This window comes from Agriterribacter humi (assembly GCF_009192765.1).
Classification (GTDB): domain Bacteria; phylum Bacteroidota; class Bacteroidia; order Chitinophagales; family Chitinophagaceae; genus Agriterribacter; species Agriterribacter humi.
The window spans coordinates 639,806-661,543 of record NZ_VOHQ01000002.1 but is presented as its reverse complement, the minus strand read 5'-3'; the positions used below and the strand labels follow the sequence as shown (position 1 = coordinate 661,543).

Annotated in this window: 13 protein-coding genes and 1 tRNA gene; 5 read left to right on the top strand and 9 right to left on the bottom strand. The window is 41.0% G+C overall.

Going from position 1 to position 21,738, the window contains the following annotated elements; translation table 11 throughout:
- Window positions 1-18: 18 nt before the first annotated feature.
- From FRX45_RS05770 to FRX45_RS05760, 3 genes are read left to right on the top strand one after another with little or no spacing between them, the layout of a single operon-like run.
- Entirely contained in the window at window positions 19-732 is a 714-nt protein-coding gene (locus FRX45_RS05770) for a glycosyltransferase family 2 protein (protein ID WP_226805006.1), read from the top strand.
- The gene (locus tag FRX45_RS05765; protein WP_152267436.1) at window positions 729-1,466 is read left to right on the top strand and encodes a class I SAM-dependent methyltransferase; all 738 of its coding nucleotides are present in this window, start codon (window positions 729-731) and stop codon (window positions 1,464-1,466) included. Before FRX45_RS05770 ends, FRX45_RS05765 begins: the two co-directional genes overlap by 4 nt.
- Before the next feature lie 7 nt (window positions 1,467-1,473).
- Window positions 1,474-3,168, top strand: a complete 1,695-nt coding sequence (locus FRX45_RS05760; RefSeq protein WP_152267435.1) for an LIC_10190 family membrane protein — start codon at window positions 1,474-1,476, stop codon at window positions 3,166-3,168.
- A gap of 22 nt (window positions 3,169-3,190) precedes the next feature.
- On the opposite strand, the gene porU2 is transcribed toward FRX45_RS05760, so the two are convergent.
- Window positions 3,191-8,236 carry a putative type IX secretion system sortase PorU2 gene (porU2, locus tag FRX45_RS05755; protein WP_152267434.1) on the bottom strand — a complete coding sequence of 1,682 codons (5,046 nt, stop codon included), beginning with the start codon at window positions 8,234-8,236 and terminating at the stop codon, window positions 3,191-3,193.
- Window positions 8,237-8,243: 7 nt separating this feature from the next.
- On the bottom strand, window positions 8,244-9,368 hold the full coding sequence (locus FRX45_RS05750; protein WP_152267433.1) for a putative type IX sorting system protein PorV2: 1,125 nt from the start codon (window positions 9,366-9,368) through the stop codon (window positions 8,244-8,246).
- Between the two features lie 196 nt (window positions 9,369-9,564).
- Here FRX45_RS05750 and tyrS point away from each other — a divergent pair, with 196 nt between their 5' ends.
- Both tyrS and FRX45_RS05740 read left to right on the top strand, forming a co-directional pair.
- A complete protein-coding gene (gene tyrS, locus FRX45_RS05745; protein ID WP_152267432.1) occupies window positions 9,565-10,842 on the top strand; it encodes a tyrosine--tRNA ligase in 1,278 nt (425 codons plus the stop codon).
- 77 nt (window positions 10,843-10,919) lie between these two features.
- Window positions 10,920-10,990 (top strand) — tRNA-Gln (locus FRX45_RS05740).
- Window positions 10,991-11,180: 190 nt separating this feature from the next.
- Here the strand turns inward: FRX45_RS05740 and FRX45_RS05735 are convergent.
- The 7 genes from FRX45_RS05735 to FRX45_RS05705 form a co-directional block, all read right to left on the bottom strand.
- Entirely contained in the window at window positions 11,181-12,008 is an 828-nt protein-coding gene (locus tag FRX45_RS05735; RefSeq protein WP_152267431.1) for a hypothetical protein, read from the bottom strand.
- A gap of 455 nt (window positions 12,009-12,463) precedes the next feature.
- A complete protein-coding gene (locus FRX45_RS05730; RefSeq protein ID WP_152267430.1) occupies window positions 12,464-12,808 on the bottom strand; it encodes a T9SS type A sorting domain-containing protein in 345 nt (114 codons plus the stop codon).
- Window positions 12,809-13,003: 195 nt separating this feature from the next.
- Window positions 13,004-14,059: a PorP/SprF family type IX secretion system membrane protein gene (locus FRX45_RS05725; protein WP_152267429.1), complete on the bottom strand. Its 1,056-nt coding sequence runs from the start codon at window positions 14,057-14,059 to the stop codon at window positions 13,004-13,006.
- 4 nt (window positions 14,060-14,063) lie between these two features.
- Entirely contained in the window at window positions 14,064-18,383 is a 4,320-nt protein-coding gene (locus FRX45_RS05720) for a PKD domain-containing protein (RefSeq protein ID WP_152267428.1), read from the bottom strand.
- A gap of 202 nt (window positions 18,384-18,585) precedes the next feature.
- The gene (locus FRX45_RS05715; protein ID WP_152267427.1) at window positions 18,586-19,020 is read right to left on the bottom strand and encodes a hypothetical protein; all 435 of its coding nucleotides are present in this window, start codon (window positions 19,018-19,020) and stop codon (window positions 18,586-18,588) included.
- Between the two features lie 11 nt (window positions 19,021-19,031).
- Entirely contained in the window at window positions 19,032-20,531 is a 1,500-nt protein-coding gene (locus tag FRX45_RS05710) for a carboxypeptidase M32 (protein ID WP_152267426.1), read from the bottom strand.
- Window positions 20,532-20,868: 337 nt separating this feature from the next.
- Entirely contained in the window at window positions 20,869-21,684 is an 816-nt protein-coding gene (locus FRX45_RS05705; protein ID WP_152267425.1) for a DUF695 domain-containing protein, read from the bottom strand.
- Between the last annotated feature and the right edge of the window lie 54 nt (window positions 21,685-21,738).

The following is a 21,738-nucleotide window of genomic DNA, read 5'->3' as shown; positions in this document are numbered from 1 at the left end:
ACATTTCAATAGTGCATTTTGAAAAAATTAAGCATCATAATTCCCTGCTTTAATGAGCAATCCTTTATTGAACAAATTATTGATAAAGTAAGGCACGTTTCATTGGACTTTTCTATGGAAAAAGAGATCATTGTGGTTGATGATGCTTCAACAGATGGAACGGTTCAGATTGTGAAAGCATACATACAAAAGCATGAGTCAGTTAAATTAATCCTCCATACTAAAAACAAAGGCAAAGGCGCATCGGTGCAAAGTGCTTTAATGGAAATAACAGGAGATATAGTAATCATTCAGGATGCGGATCTTGAATACGATCCCGCCGACTATAACAAAATGCTATCTCCCATATTTTCAGGACGCGCAGATGTGGTATATGGTTCAAGATTCATGGGTAGCGGGCCACACCGGGTACTCTTTTTCTGGCATACTATTGGTAACAAACTGCTCACTTTTCTTTCCAATGTTTTTACAGGAGTGAACCTCAGTGACATGGAAACCGGTTATAAAATGTTTAAGACCGAAATAATAAAAAGCATTCAGATAAAGGAACAAAGGTTCGGAATTGAACCGGAGATCACCGCCAAAATATGCAGGATAAAAGATATTCGAATATATGAAGTGGGCGTTGCTTATTATGGCCGTAAATATAATGAAGGGAAAAAAATAAGTTGGCAGGATGGCTTCATCGCCATATGGTGTATATTAAAGTATAATTTATTGCGGCGGAAATGAGTATAAAATTTATACCTGACACAGACCCGCTGGGGTTAAAAACATTAGAGACTATTGCCAAAGCCTCAAATTTCAACGAATGGATGTATTCGGAAATCAAACCCTTTTTAAAGGGGGAAATACTGGAAATCGGCAGTGGAATCGGAAATATTTCACAATATGCAATTGCAGATGGATTTAACATCACTCTTTCTGATTTTAATGCCGGATATTATCAATGGTTGAAAGAAAGGTTTTCGAATTTTCCGGCCGTGCAAAATATCATGCAAATAGACCTGCTGCATCATGATTTTCAAAAAGAATATTCATTACTGCATGAAAAATTTGATTCAGTTTTCCTGTTAAATGTTATAGAGCACATTGAAGATGATATTACGGCAGTAAAAAACTGCAAATTTTTACTGAAACAAAATGGGCATCTGATTTTATTAGCCCCAGCCTATAAATGGCTCTACTGCAGATTCGACAGGGAGCTGGGGCATTACCGCAGGTATACACTCCATTCAATGAAACAAATCCTCAGATGCAATGGATTGTATATTCACAAAGGAAACTATTTTAACGGAGCAGGAATAATAGGCTGGCTACTTTTTGGAAAGATTATGAACAAAAAGATGATTGGCAATGATGAGATGTCGGCCTTTAACCGTTTTGTGCCAATTGCCAGGATAATAGATACGTTAACAGTTAAAAAAGCCGGATTATCTGTAATTACAAGAAGCATAAAACAATAAGCCCGCCATGATAATAACCATAGTTGCCTGGATATACATTACCGGCATTTGTTACGGCTGGGGTCATCTCATTTTTAGATCAGCAGAGAAGATTACTTCGGGCTATATCCATGAAAAAATCCCTTTTAGTATTGTTTGCTTTACAGGACTTGCCGGCATAGCGGGTATTGCCGGCGTAGTTTCATTATTTTCACCATTAGGATTATGGCAGCTACAGCTATTTTTTATACTGCCATGTATACCTGTTTTTTACACAATCGTAAAAAACAGTCCATCATTCAATCCATTCCTTTCATTGCATCCGCTCATTATAATACTTTTAATAAGCAGCTTTATAATGGTTTTGATAATGAGCACCTGGACCATTAGCCACCCAGACAGTATGGAATATCATATCCAGGCTATACAATGGATTGAAAAATATAAAGCTATCCCCGGATTGGCGCATCTAAATATACATTTAGGCCTTCAGAACTTGTGGTTCCCGGTGTGTGCCCTACTGAGCTTCCATTTCACTACTATGGGACATTATTTCTTTTTAAATGCTGTAGTTGTTATCTGGTACTTTTATTTCGTGCTCATGCAAATAAACACCTGTCTGTATGAACGTAATTTTGCCCGAAGCCTGCCCTGGTTGGCTTTGTTGGCTTTAAGTATATGGAGCTATACACAAACGAGGCTCACGGTTACTTCTGCCAGCCCTGATTTTATAGTTGCGCTCTATTTGTGGCTCATATTTTATTTGCTGCAAAATACTGTTCTGCTGCAGCATTCAGTCAAATTCGTTCTTCTTATCATACTTACCTGTTTTGTAATATGCATAAAATTATCTGCGCTGCCGGTAATAATTGTTGCACTATATGCAGCATGGAAACTAATAATAACTAAAAAGGTCCGTGCATTATATTTTACGGGCAGCATCGTTATTTTAATATTTTGTTCACTTCTTGCCAGGAATATAATCACTACAGGCTACCCTCTGTTTCCTTCCTCTTTTCCGGACATAGCAAATCGGGACTGGAAATTGAAAAAGACAGAAGTAGTTCTCATAAAAAATTATATAACAACTTATGCCAGAACTGAATCCAGCTTTTCAAAAGATGCAGTAAAAGAGGCTATGCAATTGACACCTTCGCAATGGTTACCTGTATGGTGGGACAACCGATCAACAGCCGATAAAACCATTATGCTGTTCTTTCTGGGTGCAATAGCCATTTTGCTTACGCAACTAAAAAATATAAAACGCACCACCACTGAAGAAATAAAAATATTGCTGATAACAAATATTGCTGGAATCTTCTTCTGGTTTGTACAGGCTCCTGATCCACGGTTTGGATTTGGCTTCCTTATTCCTTTTATGGGACTTGCTTACCTGTTTTTATTAAAAAACAATGCAGTGGCATTTTTTAACAATAATCGGGATAACAGAATAACTGGAAGCCTGATTACAGGATGTATTATTCTTACCTTTTATATTGGATACAGGTATACAAATTATTTCTCTGTAAAGCAAATTGTACAACCGCTTGGAACAAAAAAATTACCTTATCACCAAATTTCTTATTCCGGAATAACATTAAACATCCCTGAAGTGGGCACAGGATGCGGCGATATTTCTGTACCCTGCTGTGCTGAAAATCCTTCCCGATATTTTATTTTAAGAGGTTCAGCAATTACTGATGGATTTAGGTCTGTTCCTTAAGAAAAATAAACAGCGCTTTTTACTACCGCATCAAATACATTTTTCCATACCCTTTATTGAAATATTGGTCTGTATTGTCTCCTTCAGATTTATACCTATCCAAAGATTTTCCATTCAAATTGGTAATCACCCGGTATAGATATACTCCATTGGCCAGTTTTTGACCATATTGATCTGTCCCGTCCCATTTGAAATCCGTGATATTTCTTCCAATTCTTATTGGGCCCAATTCCTCTTTAGTAATTTCCCGAACAATTTTTCCGGTTATGGTTAAAACCTGAATACGTATATTTTGCGGAATATCACTGCCTGTTAATGTAAATACAAAAGCTGTGGAACTGGTAAAAGGATTGGGATAGTTAAACATATTTGAGATCATTGGTTTATTAATGATCTTAAAGCTAACCGTATATTCCGTTTGCCCGGCTGTATTACCGCTCTTATCTCTGCCCGAAACAATCAGCTCATAATTTCCATCCTCAAGAAAACTGGGGTTAAAATCAATTGTAGCCGTATTATCTGTGCCACCCGATGTAAGCGATGAAGGCGTAAAACGGAGGGTATCATTATTAAATGAAAAAGCCCTTACTGTTCCATCCGGATAACTTACATGTACTTTTAACAGTGAGGTGTCATCTAAAGCCAGGAAACGACTATCATCCTTTAACTTCATAAGAATATGCGGCTTAGCAGAGACAATATCATTATTAAGAATATGCACGCCGTCAAATGTAACGTCAAGTAAAGGATTAAGGTTATCGGGCCGGATATAAACGCTTTTATATAAAAAATTATTAAGTAAATATTGTTCGGCCTGATCATTATCAGGATTAAAATTCATTACTAATGTGTTTAATCCCGGATAATCTTTCGTATTGTCAATTATATATTCCACCTTCAAAGTATCTCCGCTGATAATGATTTTTCTTCTTGCGGTATCAAGTATGTGCTGAAGATTATTTTTATCAAGTAAACTGAGTTTAACTTTTAAACTGTCGAAAGCTACCGGGCTGATATTTTTAAACGCTATTCCAAATTTTAATTTTTCACCCGCTTCTATCGTATCTTTTGATTCAAAAAAGATATTAGGAGCTACGGCTCCTTCGGGCACCGGTACATAATTTAATCTCCAGTATTTTAACTGGTACGGAGTTGATTTTGCTGTGTCCACATTTTTCATCCTGAGTTGCAGGTATGGGTATTGCGAAGCATCAATAGCAGATATATCAAAATCTTTATCCGTTTCATTAATACTATAAACTACATGCTCCGATTGATCCGGCTTTATAGCCACGATCTCAACAGTAACTTTATCAGATGAAGGGTTCTCCAGCTTTATGCCGTTCCAGTGCAGTACTTTCCATTCTTTCGCTGGTCCAAGTTTTGGAGAAACAATATACCCAACCGAATCCGGAGAGGGGCATTCTACACCCATTGATATTAAATCAAACTGATTCTGGCTGAACTGTGTTTTGGGAGCGAATTCAGCCTGGTTATTCTTTTTAAATACAAAACTGAATGCCCTTGGACGATTAAATGAGTCGAGATTGGTAAATCCCTGGTTAAAGAGCTTATGGTATAAAGAATTTCCGCTCCCAAATAAAGTTGTATCTGCCTTCCATTGGCTTGCATAGGTATTGCTGGCTACTGAGGCATTCGCATTTGACCGCACTATCACATAGCTTCCGTCAGGAATAGTGTCTAAAAAGTCCATTGCCTTTTTACGGGAATTACTGCTTGAAAGGAGGTATTGGAAATTATGAATACGCCCGCCACCACAAGTGGCTAAAAGACTGTTATATAAACCTGTTGTTCCGGAGAAGTCATTATTCCACGGCTTAAAAGTTAAAGGATCAATGATTTGAAAAATCAATTCATCATAATTACATCCGGCTCCAAGTATATCCTCGCCATTAAGGGAATTAACATATGATGACTGGAATCCCGATGCTGTGGGGTATATCCCGTTTCTTATAATTAAAGAATTGGAGATCATATCAAACTTCCATTGCCGGTCATCTTTCAACGCCATCCCTTCGTCTTCATTTTCAAGATATTGATAATAATGAGACTGGTTAAACCCTTCTGTACTGCCATTCAGATATATGAATGAAGATTTAGTCCAGCTATATTCCTGACCTGAAGATGGTACTGCCGCAACTCTCCAATAATATACGGTACTGTCAGAAAAAGTTATGGCGGGTTTAAACTCCAGTATTCCCCCTGTGCTGCTTTTTGATTCTGATTTTTTTACCGGAGAATTAAAAGATGCCGTTGTATCTATCTCCATTACGTAATTCTTCATTGCAGACAGCGGGTTAGCTGTTGAAGCATAAAATGAAATATTACCATTGCTAACAATTGAAAACTTATACGGATATACCGGAGTAGCTTCATCTTCCACAATGTAAAATATTTTAGAAACCGAATTATTGGATTCAGAAACCTCACCAATTTCATTGTCCGCATCGGCTGTTACAATAAGCTTATTCTCTCCCTTTTCCAGGGCAGGGTTAACGGGTATGACTAACCGCATGCTGTCATTAAAAAGCATGCCCGGAATTCTTTTGCGGGTTAATACCGTTACAGATCCATCGGGCAATTGGCGCTTTATTTCCAATGTCAGAGAATCAGGAGCAGCTTTTCCAATATTAAAGAACTTGACAGCTAAAGTAAAACTCCGGTCAGCAACCGAAACAAGCGGTGGAATTTGAATAAACTGATCTTCTACCACATAATCCGGCTGAGATTGCGCATATAATTTTATAACAGGATCACCATGCAACGTAATTTCTTCAGCATGCAGTCTGGCAAAAAAATCGGTTCCCCAAACACCCAATAAATAACGAAATGATTCCTCCAGGGACTCGCCAATTGAATGTCCGTATTCTTTTTTGGAAAGAGCGCCGTATAAACCCGTTAAATAAGTATTAAGGTAACTTACGATACCATAATGAGAACTTGCTACAAATCCTATTGCACCCCGTTCATTTGCCAACACAAATTTTTCTGAAAGTGTATTGGCCGCATTTAACCTGTTCTGATCAAAGCTAAAAATATCTCCTGCCAGACAACCATTTACGAAAAACATAGGGTATTTACCCTGATTTTCATACGCGCCGGGATCTTCAATATTAAAATCAATGTTTGTGGAAGATGAATGACCAAAGTAATTAACTATTCCTATACCTTCTTTAAACAAATTTCGCAAGCCTTCATTGGTCAGTTGAGAAGCAACAGCAGATGTTTTGCTGAAGGTTTTAACATTACCTCCATATAAAGTATCTGACAATATATGCTTGAGTTGATTCATATAACCACCAATCTCCGCAGTTAAAGCTGCATTGCCACCCCCAATGGCATGAACGGCATTCTTCATCCAGCCCCTGCCTGCAACTGTATGAGGAGCATTCACTGCAATAGATTCATACTCTTTTACCTTATTCAGATATATCTCGACTTCAGCAGGACTAACTACAGACAATCTTCCAATGGGAATATGGGAGATTGTTTCATTATCCCTTGCAACAAGTAAATTATCTGAATCGGGATGACCGAAGGAAGGCACAAGATTCAACCGCTCCAGAAGCGGGTTGCTTTGGTTGGTTCTTGCATCAATATAATTCACACCTTTGCCAATAAGAAAAACAGCCCTGGGCGCTGTTTGAAAAATATCTTCCGCGTATTTTATAAAATTTTTAATGGCTGCAGGATGTCGCTTAATGCCAAATGCAAACTGATCGGTTAGCTGTCCTATGTCATATACTTTTGCAACATAACTACCACCCGTAGTTGAACTGCGGTATTGACGGTACATTTCCACGGGATCACCATTTGCGCCATTATACAGCAGCGGATTGCTGATGATAAGATAGTTGCCATGATTGTCTGGCTGGCCATAATCAACAAAATTACGGGGAGTCAATGCATTGATCATATTTACATTGGCTGCCATTGCACTCATCAAAACCAGTTTTCTTTTTTGCACCGAGGGGGGCAGGGCGAATTTTATAACGCCCGCTTCAGCAATATCACCGGTATATCTTTTACGATTGGAAAGATCATAGAGTACAGGTGCAACGTTTCCCCTGTTAAAGTTGGTGATCCTAAGAAAGTTTCCCGTGCCCGTGGCGGGCAGCTCAAATATAAAATTGGTACTGTTACCAAAGTTGAATTGCCGGGGGTAAGTGATCTCATATTTCGATACCACCATCCTGTCATTGGGGTTTGTGGAAGTATTGGTGATCTTTACAGTTGCACTGCCCGAACTGATTAAACTCACTGGCAGGGTTACCTGCTGGCGTGTGTCATTAAAAACATTCATCACTACATCTACAAGCTGGGTGTTATTTACCTCTGCCCGGAGGTTGCGGTTATATAACGCGTTGCCCGATGCGGCAATGTAGAATGTACCGTTGGGCCCTCCCGAATACGGAAATAAATTATTAATAACAGGTTCAGTTAACGAAGTGGCAGGACGAATATCACCGCTGGTATATCCCTCGCCCTTATCGTAGGAAGAAGAATAAACATACTCTCCTACCAGCCCTGCATTACCCGGATTGATTTTATTTTTAAAATATTTACCATAGGTATACATGAAATAAGGTTCTGGAGCCAGCGTGTTGCCTGAAACATTATTGGCTTCATTAACCATTCTGAGGTTACCACCTGAAGGATTGACTGTTAAAAAGAAAGAAGCCGTATCGGTTTCAAGACTCCATTTATCGGATAACTGATCATTGATATTCCTGTATAATTTTGTATCGGTTTTGCCATCATTCATTTCCCCCCAAAACTCCATATAACCCCCTGCGCCCAAAGCTCCCGAAACAACAGAAGTATATAAAGGCACCTGTATACCATTGCGCCACAACTGGAAATATTCTGCCGGTGTATTATCAATCCCAATGGACTGTAAAGCAGATTGAGTAATCCGGTATAATCCATCTTTGCCAACGGGGAATTTGTAATAGGTTTTATTATAGTCTATCCACTCGTTGTTATACTGCGCGTGGGCAGCAAAAGAGCTTAACACGAATAGTATAAATAAAATCCGTTTCATCATACGCTAATTAGTTTTTAACGCTTTTATTCTTTTCCTTTTTCACTAAATCTAACCGTATAGAAAAGATATGCGTATATAAGGGATTGGATTGATTGGCAAGATTCGTAAAAGCATAATCAATGGCAATATGCTTTAATTTAAAGCCTGCACCGAGGCTGGGCTGATATATCCATACTTTTTTTTGATTGAGGGTATCTCCGTCTGCCAGGGCACGCTGAAAATTATAAACACCGCCTCTTACAAAAATCAGGTCTTTATAACCCAGTTCAATACCCAACCGCGGATCAACACTTACCGGGTCTGCACTGATGATCACATTTCTTTTGCCATCAAAAGTGAGGTCTAAATTGGCTTCAGCAAGGAGATTGAATTTTTTGCCTATCGCAAAATCATACGCTCCGCCCAGTACCAACCGGGGGGCCGTAAGCTCTGTTGACTTTACCGGTATTTCATTATCGGTAAGATAGAGTACTTCCTTTTCCTCTTCTGTAAAACTAAAGCTCCAGGCATTGAACGTTGTAGTAACATCTCTGGCCGCGATACCTAATTTCCATCGCCCGGCATGCATCTGCACACCCGCATCCAAACCAAAACCCCATGCCTTTGCAAATGTGCCTACATTGCGATGAATGACTTTGGCATTGACGCCAAAACTGAACAATTTGTTGCCTGTTTGCTTTACACTCTGGGCATAAGAAAAAAGAAAAGCATAATCGGCCGAAGAAAAAGAACGGATATTATTATAGTTGATGGAACCATCGGGCTCAACAAGGTATAATGTATTGGGAATGTCATCCACACCAAATCGCAGCAGGGATAATGCAATGGTTCTTTTTTTGTCGCTTAGCGGAATGGCTACACTGCCATAATCGTATTTACCGATCCCGGAAAAATATTCAGCATGCATAAAATTTACAACCGGGTTATCTTTTATATGCACGAGCCCTGCAGGATTCCAGTAACCCGCATTGCCATCGCTAACCGAAGCTATTTGCGCGCCACCCATTCCGAGCCCTCTTGCCCCGGCTCCTATATTCAGAAACTCATTTGAATATTTACGGAACTGGGCATAGGAATTCTTGCTACTACTTAACAGGACAATCAAAACTGTTCTCAGAAGCACTTTTTTCATTCAACTTATTTTCTGATAAGTAATTTCATCTTGTAGCCGATCCTTCCGGACCGTTTGGCATTACAAATATACACAGGAACACTTAGCAGCGGTGGACATTAAAATACAAGCTTTTATAACGGATTTGTGCTCAAAATATTGCCTTTTTAAACAGCCTTCATAAACTAACATTATTTTTGCCCAAAACCATTTGAAAATGACGCTTATAGAAGAATTGAAATGGCGGGGCATGCTTCAGGATATAATGCCCGGAACAGCAGAACAATTGGATAAAGAAATGACAACGGCTTATATTGGTTTTGATCCTACGGCAGACAGCCTGCATATCGGTAGTTTGGTACCCATTTTATTGCTTGTACACCTGCAAAAAAAAGGACATAAACCTATTGCCCTTATCGGCGGTGCAACAGGTATGATCGGCGATCCCAGCGGTAAAAGCGAAGAAAGAAACCTGCTGAGCTCCGAACAATTAGACGTTAATATAGCCGGGATCAGGAAACAATTGGAGAAACACTTGGATTTTGATCCTGTGCTTCCCAATGGCGCAGAACTGGTAAACAACTACGACTGGTTCAAAAATATCAGCTTTATTGAGTTCCTGCGCGATGCAGGAAAACACATTACGGTGAATTACATGATGGCTAAAGACAGTGTAAAAAAGCGCATTGAAGGCGATACAGGCATCAGCTACACCGAATTTGCCTACCAGCTCATGCAGGGATACGACTATTACTGGCTCTACAAAAATAAAAACTGCAAGCTTCAGATGGGCGGCAGCGATCAGTGGGGCAATATTACTACCGGGTCGGAACTTATACGGCGTAAGGCAGGCGGTGAAGCTTTTGCTTTTACCTGCCCGCTTATTACAAAAGCCGACGGTGGGAAATTCGGCAAGACTGAAAAAGGCAATATCTGGTTAAACGCAGAAAGAACTTCTCCTTACCAGTTCTATCAGTTCTGGCTTAATGCTTCAGACGAAGACGCTGAAAAATGGATTAAAATTTTCACTTTTTTAGCTCCGGCAGAGATCAATACTCTGCTTGAACAGCATCGCCAAAATCCGGCCAATCGCCTGCTACAAAAAACATTGGCCAAAGAAGTAACTATTTTCATTCACGGAGAAGAGGAATACAATAAAGCCATTGAAACAACAGAAAAATTATTTTCCCGTCAAACGGCGCCAGTAGAATCATTAAGCGCAGAGGATCTCGAAAATATGGAAGGTGTGATAAAATTTGATTATCCGAAACAAAAAATCAGCAGCGGGATTGATATTGTTTCCTTTTTAGCTGAAACGGGTAGTTTTTCCAGCAAGGGAGAGGCACGAAAGATGATCCAGAATGGGGGTGTAAGCATTAACCGTAATAAAATAGATAATATTTCAAAGGAAATTACTGTTGCCGATCTTTTACACAACAAATATGTATTGATCCAAAAAGGCAGAAAAAATTACTACTTAGTTAAAGCCCATTAATTATCCCTGGATGAAATTTGGTTTACATGCTGCGAGTATTTACTTTTGCAGCCCTTAAACTTGCTTTAAGGAAGGATTGCCCGATAGTATAATGGTAGTACGACAGTTTTTGGTACTGTTTGTCTTGGTTCGAATCCAGGTCGGGCAACAAAATTGAACGAGCCGGTTTCATGACCGGCTTTTTCTTTTCTCCTTCTTTGCAGGATTTGTCAGGCCTCGAATTGCCTGTTTTGGAAAGAAGGCGGGTTATAATTTGACCTTTAAAGTGGATATAAGATCAAAAAGCCGCCGGTGTGGATGTCCGGCGGCTTTTATATTGTTTTTACCTGTGCAATTTTTTATTTGGCGGTAAGAACAAAGGTGTTAACTATTACTTTTTCGTATCCCGTGATCACTTCATTACCTGTTCCATCGTCCTCATATACCGGGTCCAAAGAGATTTCCTGCACCTTTAACCTGGTAGCGCTTAACTCCAGTATCTTGAAATAATGATTATTATTTGCCTCATCCTGCCCTGCAGCATAAGTCACAATAGCATCGGGCTCTTCGGGATGCCACTTCCAGTTAATTGACTCAGCGTAATCTGGATATTGCTGCACAAAACTTCCCGCCGCCGAAATAATCATATAAAAGTCGCCATTTATCTGATTATTTTCGTAAAAGGCAGCACCATCTTCTTCAGTAGTTAACTTCCAGTTATTCAACAGCGCTTTCTTATTTTCATCCACCTGTACATTTTTCCTCTTTGCTGCATTCACGGTCATTGGAATATCATAATACGTGAACGAAAAACTTAAAGAATCACCAAACACCCTGATATCTGTAAGCGGTCCAAGTCCATCTATGTTAAAAGTGATGCTGTCCGAAACGGAGATGGTGTGAACAATAGCATAATAGTGATCAAACGTTATGATGCATGTGCTATCGCCGAAAAACTCTGCAGATGTGACCGTACCTATATCCTGCTTTTCCTGGTTTTTAAAAGAAGGGGATGATGGATTGGCCTTCTTCCCGGCAAAAGGTACGTCAACATCCCATCTGCCCTGCACCATCTCAAACAACGTTGGCTCCGGCGGCGGAGGAGTAGACTCAACAGGAGGAGTGGTTGCAGGATTGTCATCCTTTTTACAGGAAAAAAATAAAGCCAGGGATAAAAATGTAGCCAAATACCAAAAATTAAATTGGTTTCTCATCGAATTAAGGGTTTAGTTAAAAAGAAGATTTAAAATGAAAATTCACTGCTCAAACGAAACATTTTCCAAAGAATTGTAACGCGATCTTTTTTTCGTGTATGCTACACAGTGAGTTAGCATAAACACCTATCCGGCACTACTGGTAATTTGAAAATTGAGGGTCAGGGCTGTGCTTTGAAAAATAGTAAGCTACTTATCTTACATCCTGGGTCTTTAATAGCCAGCGCATGAGTGTCGGGCTATTAAATTAATAGTAAGGCTATATAATAACATCAACTTTCAATCATCTTTTATGGATGACGTAATCGCGTATTATTATTAGTAATTAATAAGGAAATAAAGTATAATTGAGAAGATTGAAATCCCTGCGATTTGAATACAGTAAACTTCACCGGTATGCTGCATAAAACCATATGCAAACAATATGCTTATTTGGACACCTGAAACTTTCCCGATTCGATGATCTTTCCGTTCCTGTCGCGCAGTTGAAAAATGTATACTCCCCGTGTAAAATCGGAAAGATTTACCTGGTTGGTGAGGCTTATATTGGCAAGCTCAAAAACCTTTTTGCCCAAAAAATTATATATCCGTAAACTATAAGACTTGTCGTAACTTTTCTGAAAGTCGAAATTGATGAAAGTAGTAGCAGGATTGGGATAGAATTTTAAGATTTTTACCACGGGTTCTTTGGCAGCAAGGAGATATTTTTCCTGGCTAAAGCCGGAAAAATGCAACATCACTCCTGCCAAAAATATCAGCGTAAAATTCTTCACTTTATAAAATTAGGATTTTATCTGCAAAAGATAACGCAAATTTTGGCTTTCAAAGTATAGCAGAAAAATTGAAAAATGGTAATTTGATGTAATGTGAAAATGTGGAAATTTGAAAATTTGAAAATGAAATTGTTATGAGCGCCAAGGCGACAGGCTTTACAGTTTCCCCTATGTGAAAATAAAAATCCCTGATAATCAGAACCGCGGGCAGCGTAATATGTCTTTAGTACTGCCATTGCTGTTCAAAAAGCCAATGTAGCTAAGCGCAATTTCAAATCCTCCCCTGCCCTGGCTCGATGTGCGCAATTGCGATATGTTCATATCATAGCTGAATGCTACTGAAAAAGGATGATAGTCTAATTTTACTACAGGTATGATTGCATCTTCCCATCTTAAATACCCACCCATGTGTATAATATAATCAGGCGCTTCTTCGTCTCCTATTTTTCTTGAATACATTGCTCCTCCTATCAGTTCCTTAAAAGGACCCTGTACACTTACATCGGCATTAAAAGTGATGTATGATAAATCGCCCATAGTCGTTCTCAATCCCCCCGAAACCACCCATTTGGGCAAATGCTGTAATTTTTGATAAAAGGAATTAGCGGGCTTATTAAAATGATGATAGGCAAATCCTACAAAAAAATTATTCTCTTTTCTATCTCCCAATGATGAATTGTAACTCATACCCACTCCGGCGTCAAAATAAGAATAATTGGATGCAAAAGTTTCCCCGTCGGGCAGGGAGCCATTGTATCCAAAGCCGTCTACATACTGGTTATTGGTGGTTACTTTAGAACGGTCAAGCCGCCGCGACACCAATCCGCCCATGAATCCAATAGAAAGGTACCTGTTCTTATCGGCGTTCATGGATTTGTGATAATTCACTGCAGGCAAAAGGTGCGTGGTGTTGAGCGCCACCGAACCGGCCTTATCCCATAATATCTGCAAGCCTGCAGTCATAAAATCATCGCCTTTGCCAATGGCAAACTTATATTCTCCGTTAAGTGAACCCGTTTGATAAGGCGTGGTTACGCTTCCCCACTGGTTGCGGTATACCAATTGTGCTCTTACATCGCCTTCAAAAAGCCCCGCAAGTGCAGGATTTCTTACCAATGGCGCTTCGTAGAATTGCGAGAAGTGAAGATCCTGTGTTTTTGCAACAACTGAAAACAGTACAAAAAAAGCTAGAAAGCTTTGCCTTGGCAGCTTACAAAAAAGCAGATAATATGTATTTCTTTTAATGAACATACGCTTATCTTATTAGTGTTACATTCCCCTTCATGGGTACAATCTGCGCATTTTCGCACACAAATTCTATCATATATACATATACATCGGGTGGCACAGCCTGGTTCCCCATTTTTCCGTTCCACCCTTTTGTAGGATCATTTGCTGAAAAGTTTCGCCGGTCGAAAACCAGTTGTCCCCAGCGGTTATAAATTTTCATAGATTGTACGCTTGCCAGTCCTTTGCCACGGGGGTAAAATACTTCGTTCATGCCATCACCATTGGGCGAAAACGTATTGGGCACAAAATAATTCTCCGACTTGCAAACTACTTCCACCATTATATCAGCATTGCTTACACAGGTATTGCTGTCTGTTACCTGCACATTGTAGGTAGTGGTCAGGGATGGTTTGGCTATTGGAGTTGGGCAGGTGGTGCAACTTAATCCCTCCGGCGGTGTCCATGTATAATTGGCGATGCCACTGCTATAGCTTACGGGCAACACTATCTCACCCCCAACCGGTATAACTACATTTTGCGCTGTAATAACAGGCAGCGGCGCAACGGTTAAAGGAAGGGTAGCAGTGTTCCCGCATCCCAAACTGTTGGCTGCTGTTAAGGTTACAGTATAGCTGCCGGGGTTTTCATAACTGATGTCATTGTTCCGCTCAGCAGATGTTCTTCCATCGCCAAAATTCCAGTTCCATTGTATGGCGGTATCCGGCGGTTGGGTAAGTGTGCCATTAAATGCGATCGCCCGGTTTATACAGGTAATGTCCTCCACCGCAATTACCGGGTTTGGTGTCCGGTAAACCCTCACCGTGTCAGTAAATGTTTTTTCGCAGCCACTCTGCGTGGTAGCGGTAAGCGAAACGGGGTATAAGCCCGGCTGTGAAAAGGCATGAGCGGGCGGATCTTCATCGGGGGTTGTCTGACCATCACCAAAGTCCCACACATGCGAAACAATAGGTTCATTGCTGATGGAATAATTGGTAACAAATACGGTTCCCGAATCGCAAAATTGTTTTTTGTCAATATTAAAAACGGGCACAGCGCCTTTTACATTGATGGGTGTTGGGCCGTTTACAGTTACCCTGCAGTCCTGCGAATCAACCAGCAACACACTGGGCCGGTAGGTGTTCGGGTAATCATAGAGATGGCTCAACGCCGTTTGACCGGAAGTATCCATATTGCCATCACCAAAAGCAAACTGGAACCGGGTGCCAGGGGGCGTAACCACATCAAAATTAACCGCCATTTCATTGCAGGCCGAAGACGGAACCGTATAGTTGATTTTAGTATAGGCAAAAGGATCATATACAACCACCTGGCCTACCGCGGAATCAAGGCAGCCACCATAGCCCTTTACGTAAAGCTTTACCACATAATTTCCATACACATCATAAAAATGCCTGGGGTCTGCCAGTGTGGAGTTGGTAGTGTCACCGAAATCCCAATAAAAGGATTCGTAATTCTCTGATCTGTTAAAGAATTTGGCTTCCAGCAACTGGCAGGTAGATGAAGTATCGGCTGCTTCAAAAGCTGCCACAGGTGTTTTTACATCTATATAGTCTGTTCTTATTAAAGAATCACTACAGCCCAAACTATCGGTTATCACTAATTTTACTGTATACTTCCCATCAGCGTATATATTTGACGGGTTTTGCCCTGTTGCCGTTTGCCCATCGCCAAAATCCCATAGATAAGTAAGCCCCGTACCCTGGGATGAATCGTTAAAGACTAAGGGCATACCCGGACAAAACAGTGTTTGCGCAGCGCCAAAATAAGCTTTGGGGGCCGATACCTTTATAGGATCTGCAAGAGCGTATGTATCCGTGCAACCATCTATATCTTTTACGGTAAGCTGTACCCTATACGTTCCGGTATCGGCATACTGGTGTGCAAAAGGTGGCGCCGAAAAAGCCTGTGTTGTGCTGTCGCCGAAATCCCATAACCATTCGGCAATGGATGTGCCGGAAGTGGATTGATCGGTAAAACTAACGGCATCGCTTCCGCAGTTTGTCGTGGCAGAAGATGTGAATTGTGCTGTGGGACCCTTAACCGAAAGTGGTTTTGATACTTCAGTAAGTACACAATCGTTTTTATCTGTTAACCTTAGTGTAAGGGTATGATCACCCGCAGCCCCAAACAGTGTATCGAAAGCCTGTTCGTTTCCAACCATTTCCCCATCCATCAACCAGGCAAAATCCTTCACCAACGCAGTATCTTCTAATGCAGTAAAAAGTAGCTGCCCGTTCTTACAAAAAGGATCGGCGGGTAATGTAAAATCTGTATTTAAGGCAGAGATGTCTATTTGCTGTACATAAACCCCGAAACAATCACCATTGGTAACCTTAAGTGTTACTTTGTATTTTCCGTTGCCGGAATAAGCATGCACCGGAGGATTTTTCTCCGCCGATGTAGATCCATCTCCAAAATCCCAGGCATATACAGGTTCACCAAGCAAAGGATCAACAATAGACCTGTCGGTAAAAGTTACCAATAAGCGGTTGGAACAATCTACTTCAAAACCAAAATTGGCCACCGGGGGATCTTTGCGGAACAGATCTGTCTTGGTTCTCGCCGGGCCGGGACAACCATTATTAAGCGGAATTAATTTTACTGCAAAGGTACCTGTATCACGATATAAATGAACCGGGTTTTGGTCTGTAGAGGTCTCGCCATCATCAAAATCCCATAACCATTCATTGGCGTCTGTTGCAGTTCCATAAAATCTTACACTATCCGATACGCAATTGCCGGTGGGGTCAACCGTAAAATCTGCGCCCGAAGGTGGTGTTCCAACCCTCACCGGATGAGTGGCAGTAACCGTGCAGCCGTCAACAGTAGTAACCGTAACTTTCATAGGGAATACGCCTGTACTGTTATATGTATGTACGGGCGTTTCACTATTGTTGGCCGGAGTTCCATCACCAAAATTCCAGGACCAGGAAGCGATATCATCAACTGTTCTGATTTCAGTAACAGGATGAATGGTTAAACCTACGCAGCCTCCATCTTCTTCAGCAATAATTTTAACGGTTGTAGGTATAACCCGAACAAACCTGCGTTTTGTGATGGTATTGCCACAACCGCTGGCAGTTGTTACCGTAAGTGTAACATCGTAAGATGCAGCATTGGTATAAATGTGGGTTGGATTTTGGTCTGTGGAAGTGTCTCCGTCGCCAAAATCCCATAGCCAGCTTACAGCGCCTGCCGTATTGTTTTGAAACTGTACTTCAAGCGGAACGCCACAACCTAAGTTATTGGTAGCCGTAAAATCAACATTCGCTTTAGGCGTTATATTGATTGTTTTACTAACAGAGTCGCTGCAATTCGGGTAATTGTGGATGAGCTTTACCGTGTAGCTCCCCGCTGCATCATAGGTTTTAACAGGACTGGGTTCTGTAGATTGTGTACCATCGCCGAAATCCCATACCAAAGACGAAGCGCCGGCAGCGGAAGTGTTTTCAAAATTCACTGCTTCAACCAAACAACTGTTGTCGGGGCTGTTGAAGCTGGCCGCATAGGTGGTAACCGTAACCGTTTTTTCAACCGTATCCTTACAGCCGTAATTGCTTTGGGTGATCAGTTTTACCGGGTAGTCGCCATCGGTGGCAAAGCTGGCAACCGGATTGGCTGAATCGGCAGTGCTGCCATTCCCGAAATCCCAGGTATAGGTGAGCCTGCCCGGTCCGCTGGATTCATTGGTAAAAGCCACACCAAATGGCGGCTTACATTCTGCCGAAGGCGTGTTTACGAAATCTGCCACAATGCCCGAAACCATACGTATATACCTTGCCCTGCTTACGCGGCGGGTACAACCGTTGCTGCTGGTTACCGTAAGCGCCACATTGTAATAGCCCGTTTCGGTATAGGTATGCTGCGGGTTTTGCTGGTTGGAAGTCCCTCCGTCGCCGAAATCCCACGACCAATCGCTGATCGTTCCCACCGTTGTGGAAGCCGTGCCGGTAAACTGGATGGTGGCCGGTAAGCAGGCTGTAGTAATGTCGGCCGATAATGAAGCAGTAGGCGAAGGATAGACCGTAATGTATCCCGTTTTGGTTACCGCATTTGCACCGCTTGCATTGCGAACGACCAAAGTAACAGTATAGGTTCCTGGTTGTGAATAAGTAGTAGCCGGATTTTGAGTATTGGATAGCTGGGTATTGCCCAGGTCCCAATCCCAGTATTTAGGATCGCCTGAAGATAAATCTTTGAAATTTACACGAAGGGGCGCACAACCCGATAATACAGACCCTGAAAAGTCTGCCACAGGGGTTTGTGCATTCACGGTTAGAGCAAGCAACAATAGTAATATGCTATTAAATATTCCTTTTTTCAAGCCGCAATAAATTTATTACAGGGTCAGATTTGTGATCACTATATACCATTTGCATGCCAACTGAGGCCAAAACTATCGTATTTTTTTATATAGTTCAGCCACTGTGTAAGATACTTTCCAGGGAGCAGATATAAAAGGATTAAACGTTCTGTGTGTATACGTTGATTTACAGGGAAAAGTTGGGATTTTAATACCCTGTTATTTAAACTTTTTTTACCAGCTTAAGATAGGCGGTACGGACAGCATTAAAAGGTTTGGCTTCTACAAGTTTTGGTGTATTATTGGTAATTTTCCAGGTATCATTAAGCCTCACCAGGGGCTCACCTGCACCGGGAAAATTTGAAAATATGGTCAGGTCATTTACATTGCCTTCCCAGGTACCCGATACCTGTTCTGCTGTTCCTGTTTTTATAGCAAATACTTTCCCATCTTCCCTGAATTGAAATTCATAGCCACCGAAATCTGCAGTAATGTCAACATTGTCATCTGTGAACACCTGCACGACCCACAGTCCGCTTGTCATAGCATCTATGATAAACTTTTTACCGAGATCCTCTTTTATCTTTTTACATTGGATGCCACTTACCGAAAAAACAAGCAAAAACAGCAGGCCGTAACAGGCACGAAATTTTTCCATAAACCCCTTATTTAAGACAAATGATAAACGGCTGAATATTTATCGTTAAGATACTGCATAAAATACTTCAATTGTAACGGTTCGCCTGTTATTTTATTGCACAATTCACTGCTTGTATACGCTCTTGCGTATTGATATACATGCGTTTGTAACCATTGGTGAATCTTTGAATAATCTCCATCGGCTACCTGGTTTAACAAACCGGGGTATGCACTTTGTATAGTGGCAAAAAACTGTGCCGCATAAAGACTTCCCAAACTATAGGTGGGAAAATAGCCAAAACTTCCATGACTCCAGTGAATATCCTGCAGGCAGCCATTTTTATCATCGGGTACATCAACGCCCAGTAATCGTTTGTATGATTCGTTCCAGAACTGCGGAATGTCTTTTGTTGATAAACTCCCTTCTATCAGTTTTTTCTCCAGCGTATAGCGTATCATTACGTGAAAATGATAGGTCAACTCATCTGCTTCTGTACGGATAAGTGAAGGTTTTACCTTATTTACCGCAGCAAATAACTGTTGGGGACCGGCTTGTTTTAATTGCGGAAAGTATTGCCGGATGAGCGGAATATTATATTCTATAAAAGCCTTGCTTCTTCCAATACAGTTTTCCCACAGGCGGCTTTGCGATTCATGTATGCCCAGCGAACAATATTCACCAAGTGGCAATCCATATTGTTCTGCAGGTAACCCCTGTTCATACAGGGCATGGCCGCCTTCGTGCAGGCAACTCCAGGTCATGGAAGTAAAATCATTTTCATCAATTCGGGTAGTAACCCGTACATCCATGGCATTAAAACTGGTGGTAAAAGGATGTTCGGAAATATCCTGCCTTCCTGCTTCAAAATCATAGCCCATTCTTTTGAGCATATCCAGCCCAAATTGCCACTGCGCATCCTTTTCAAAATGCTGGTGCAAAAAATCATCATCGGGCTGAGGCCGCTGCATAACGGTTGAAAGCAATGCTTTTAAAGGCTGCTGCAACTCATCAAATACTGTATCCAGCCAGGCAACCGTTGCGCCCTTTTCAAATTCATTCAATAATGCATCATAAGGATGTTGTTTAAACCCCAATATATGCGCTTCTTCCTTTTTAAGGTGTACAAGATCGTCAAGGCTTTTTTCAAAAACACGAAAATCATTTTGCTTCCGCGCCTCTATCCAGGCATGATAGCTCCTGCTGGTTGATTCAGAAAGCTCCCGCACAAAGGAAGAGGTATATTTTTTATTCTTTTTATAGTCTTCAAGCGTTAACGCTACATTGCGTTGCTGTGTAAATGTAAGTTCATTTGCTCCCGACAGATCGTTCAGTAATACACCCAATTGCTCATCCGCAAAAAGCTGGTGCGCTATTTCGCTGAGCGTAGCCATTTGCTGCCCACGAAGTGTTGCTCCTTTGGCAGGCAGATAAGTTTCCTGGTCCCATTGTAAAACCGCAAGCGTATATTTTACATCGGCTATTTTACGCATTTGAGCGGTGTACTGTTCATATAGTTGTTGAGATGTCATACTATCGTTAAGAACGGCTTTCAGCGAACAGCTATCGGCACTCCCGCGGTCTGACGCTTTTTTTTCACGTACCGACCGCTTTCACTTTCAAATTCTGCCAGGATAAACCCGTTGGGGTGGCTATACACCGAAGCAGCCTCACCTCCTTCTCCTCTCCTTGCGGAGAAGAGCGGCACTTCGGTGCAATCCCAAACATTCATTCTTCCATTGCCGAGTTAAAATATATCTGGACTATTTGATCCAACTTAATCCTAAATTCATTAGAATTTACCGTTTGTAGCTAATCTTTAGGATACACCCGTTTTCAAATTTTCAAATTTCCACATTTCCACATTTATTACTTCACCACAAAGGTCTCCCATCCGTCGTATTTTCCAAAATGATGCATCGCCAGTTCCCACAGGTATATACTTACCTTATCTATGCTGTTATAATCTACTTTATCCGTTCTTGAAATCTGCAAACTGTAAGGACGCTCTTTTACTCCCATTTCTTTACCCGCATTTTCTACAACAAAACCACTGTCCTGCACAGCTCTTGCAAACTTTTTCCTGTCGGTCTCCGTTTTAAAAAAAATAAAATGATCCACTTTGCGGGCAGCAGTCAGCGCGTCTCCTTTTTGTCGCAGGTCATCTACCACACGCCTGTTCTGTATATGCTCCATTTCTTTTTGAGTAGGATACAATACATTAAGATAATTGCTCAGCTCAGCATCACGGCTTGCCGAAACAGTCCAGGTGTAGGAAGGGAAATTTTGTAAAACAGATTTTATATGCTGTTCATAATGAGAAGTGTCGTTAGTATAAAAATAAAAATCTCTCTTCCCATCCTGTGTATAACGACCGGTATACAATGCATTTAAAGCGTTTTTTAAATTGCTCACCAGCCCGTTTTCTATACTGTCTAATGTTTTTATTTCATTTCGTACAGGCATACCATCAGCCTGCACATGGTTAACATTTAACTGCACAATAATTACATTTTGATTTTCCTTTGCTTGCGGAGATGTGCCAAAATCGAGGTCAACTACAACCGATATAGGTTTACGATTCATTTGTATCACGTAGGCATCCCAGTTTCCCTTATACTGCTGGGCATTCATTTGCAATAGCAGGATGCAACTCAAGAAAAGGAGAACAATTTTCTTCATCATAATATGCCTGTGAACACGGAAAAATAATTTCGCAGCAAAGTAATGGCTATTTTT

Excerpts from the sequence above, each read along its gene's own strand:
- FRX45_RS05765 (WP_152267436.1), top strand. The coding sequence starts at position 729 with ATGAGTATAAAATTTATACCTGACACAGACCCGCTGGGGTTAAAAACA.
- FRX45_RS05760 (WP_152267435.1), top strand. The coding sequence starts at position 1,474 with ATGATAATAACCATAGTTGCCTGGATATACATTACCGGCATTTGTTAC.
- porU2 (WP_152267434.1), bottom strand. The coding sequence starts at position 8,236 with ATGATGAAACGGATTTTATTTATACTATTCGTGTTAAGCTCTTTTGCT.
- FRX45_RS05750 (WP_152267433.1), bottom strand. The coding sequence starts at position 9,368 with ATGAAAAAAGTGCTTCTGAGAACAGTTTTGATTGTCCTGTTAAGTAGT.
- tyrS (WP_152267432.1), top strand. The coding sequence starts at position 9,565 with ATGACGCTTATAGAAGAATTGAAATGGCGGGGCATGCTTCAGGATATA.
- FRX45_RS05725 (WP_152267429.1), bottom strand. The coding sequence starts at position 14,059 with ATGTTCATTAAAAGAAATACATATTATCTGCTTTTTTGTAAGCTGCCA.
- FRX45_RS05715 (WP_152267427.1), bottom strand. The coding sequence starts at position 19,020 with ATGGAAAAATTTCGTGCCTGTTACGGCCTGCTGTTTTTGCTTGTTTTT.
- FRX45_RS05710 (WP_152267426.1), bottom strand. The coding sequence starts at position 20,531 with ATGACATCTCAACAACTATATGAACAGTACACCGCTCAAATGCGTAAA.
- FRX45_RS05705 (WP_152267425.1), bottom strand. The coding sequence starts at position 21,684 with ATGATGAAGAAAATTGTTCTCCTTTTCTTGAGTTGCATCCTGCTATTG.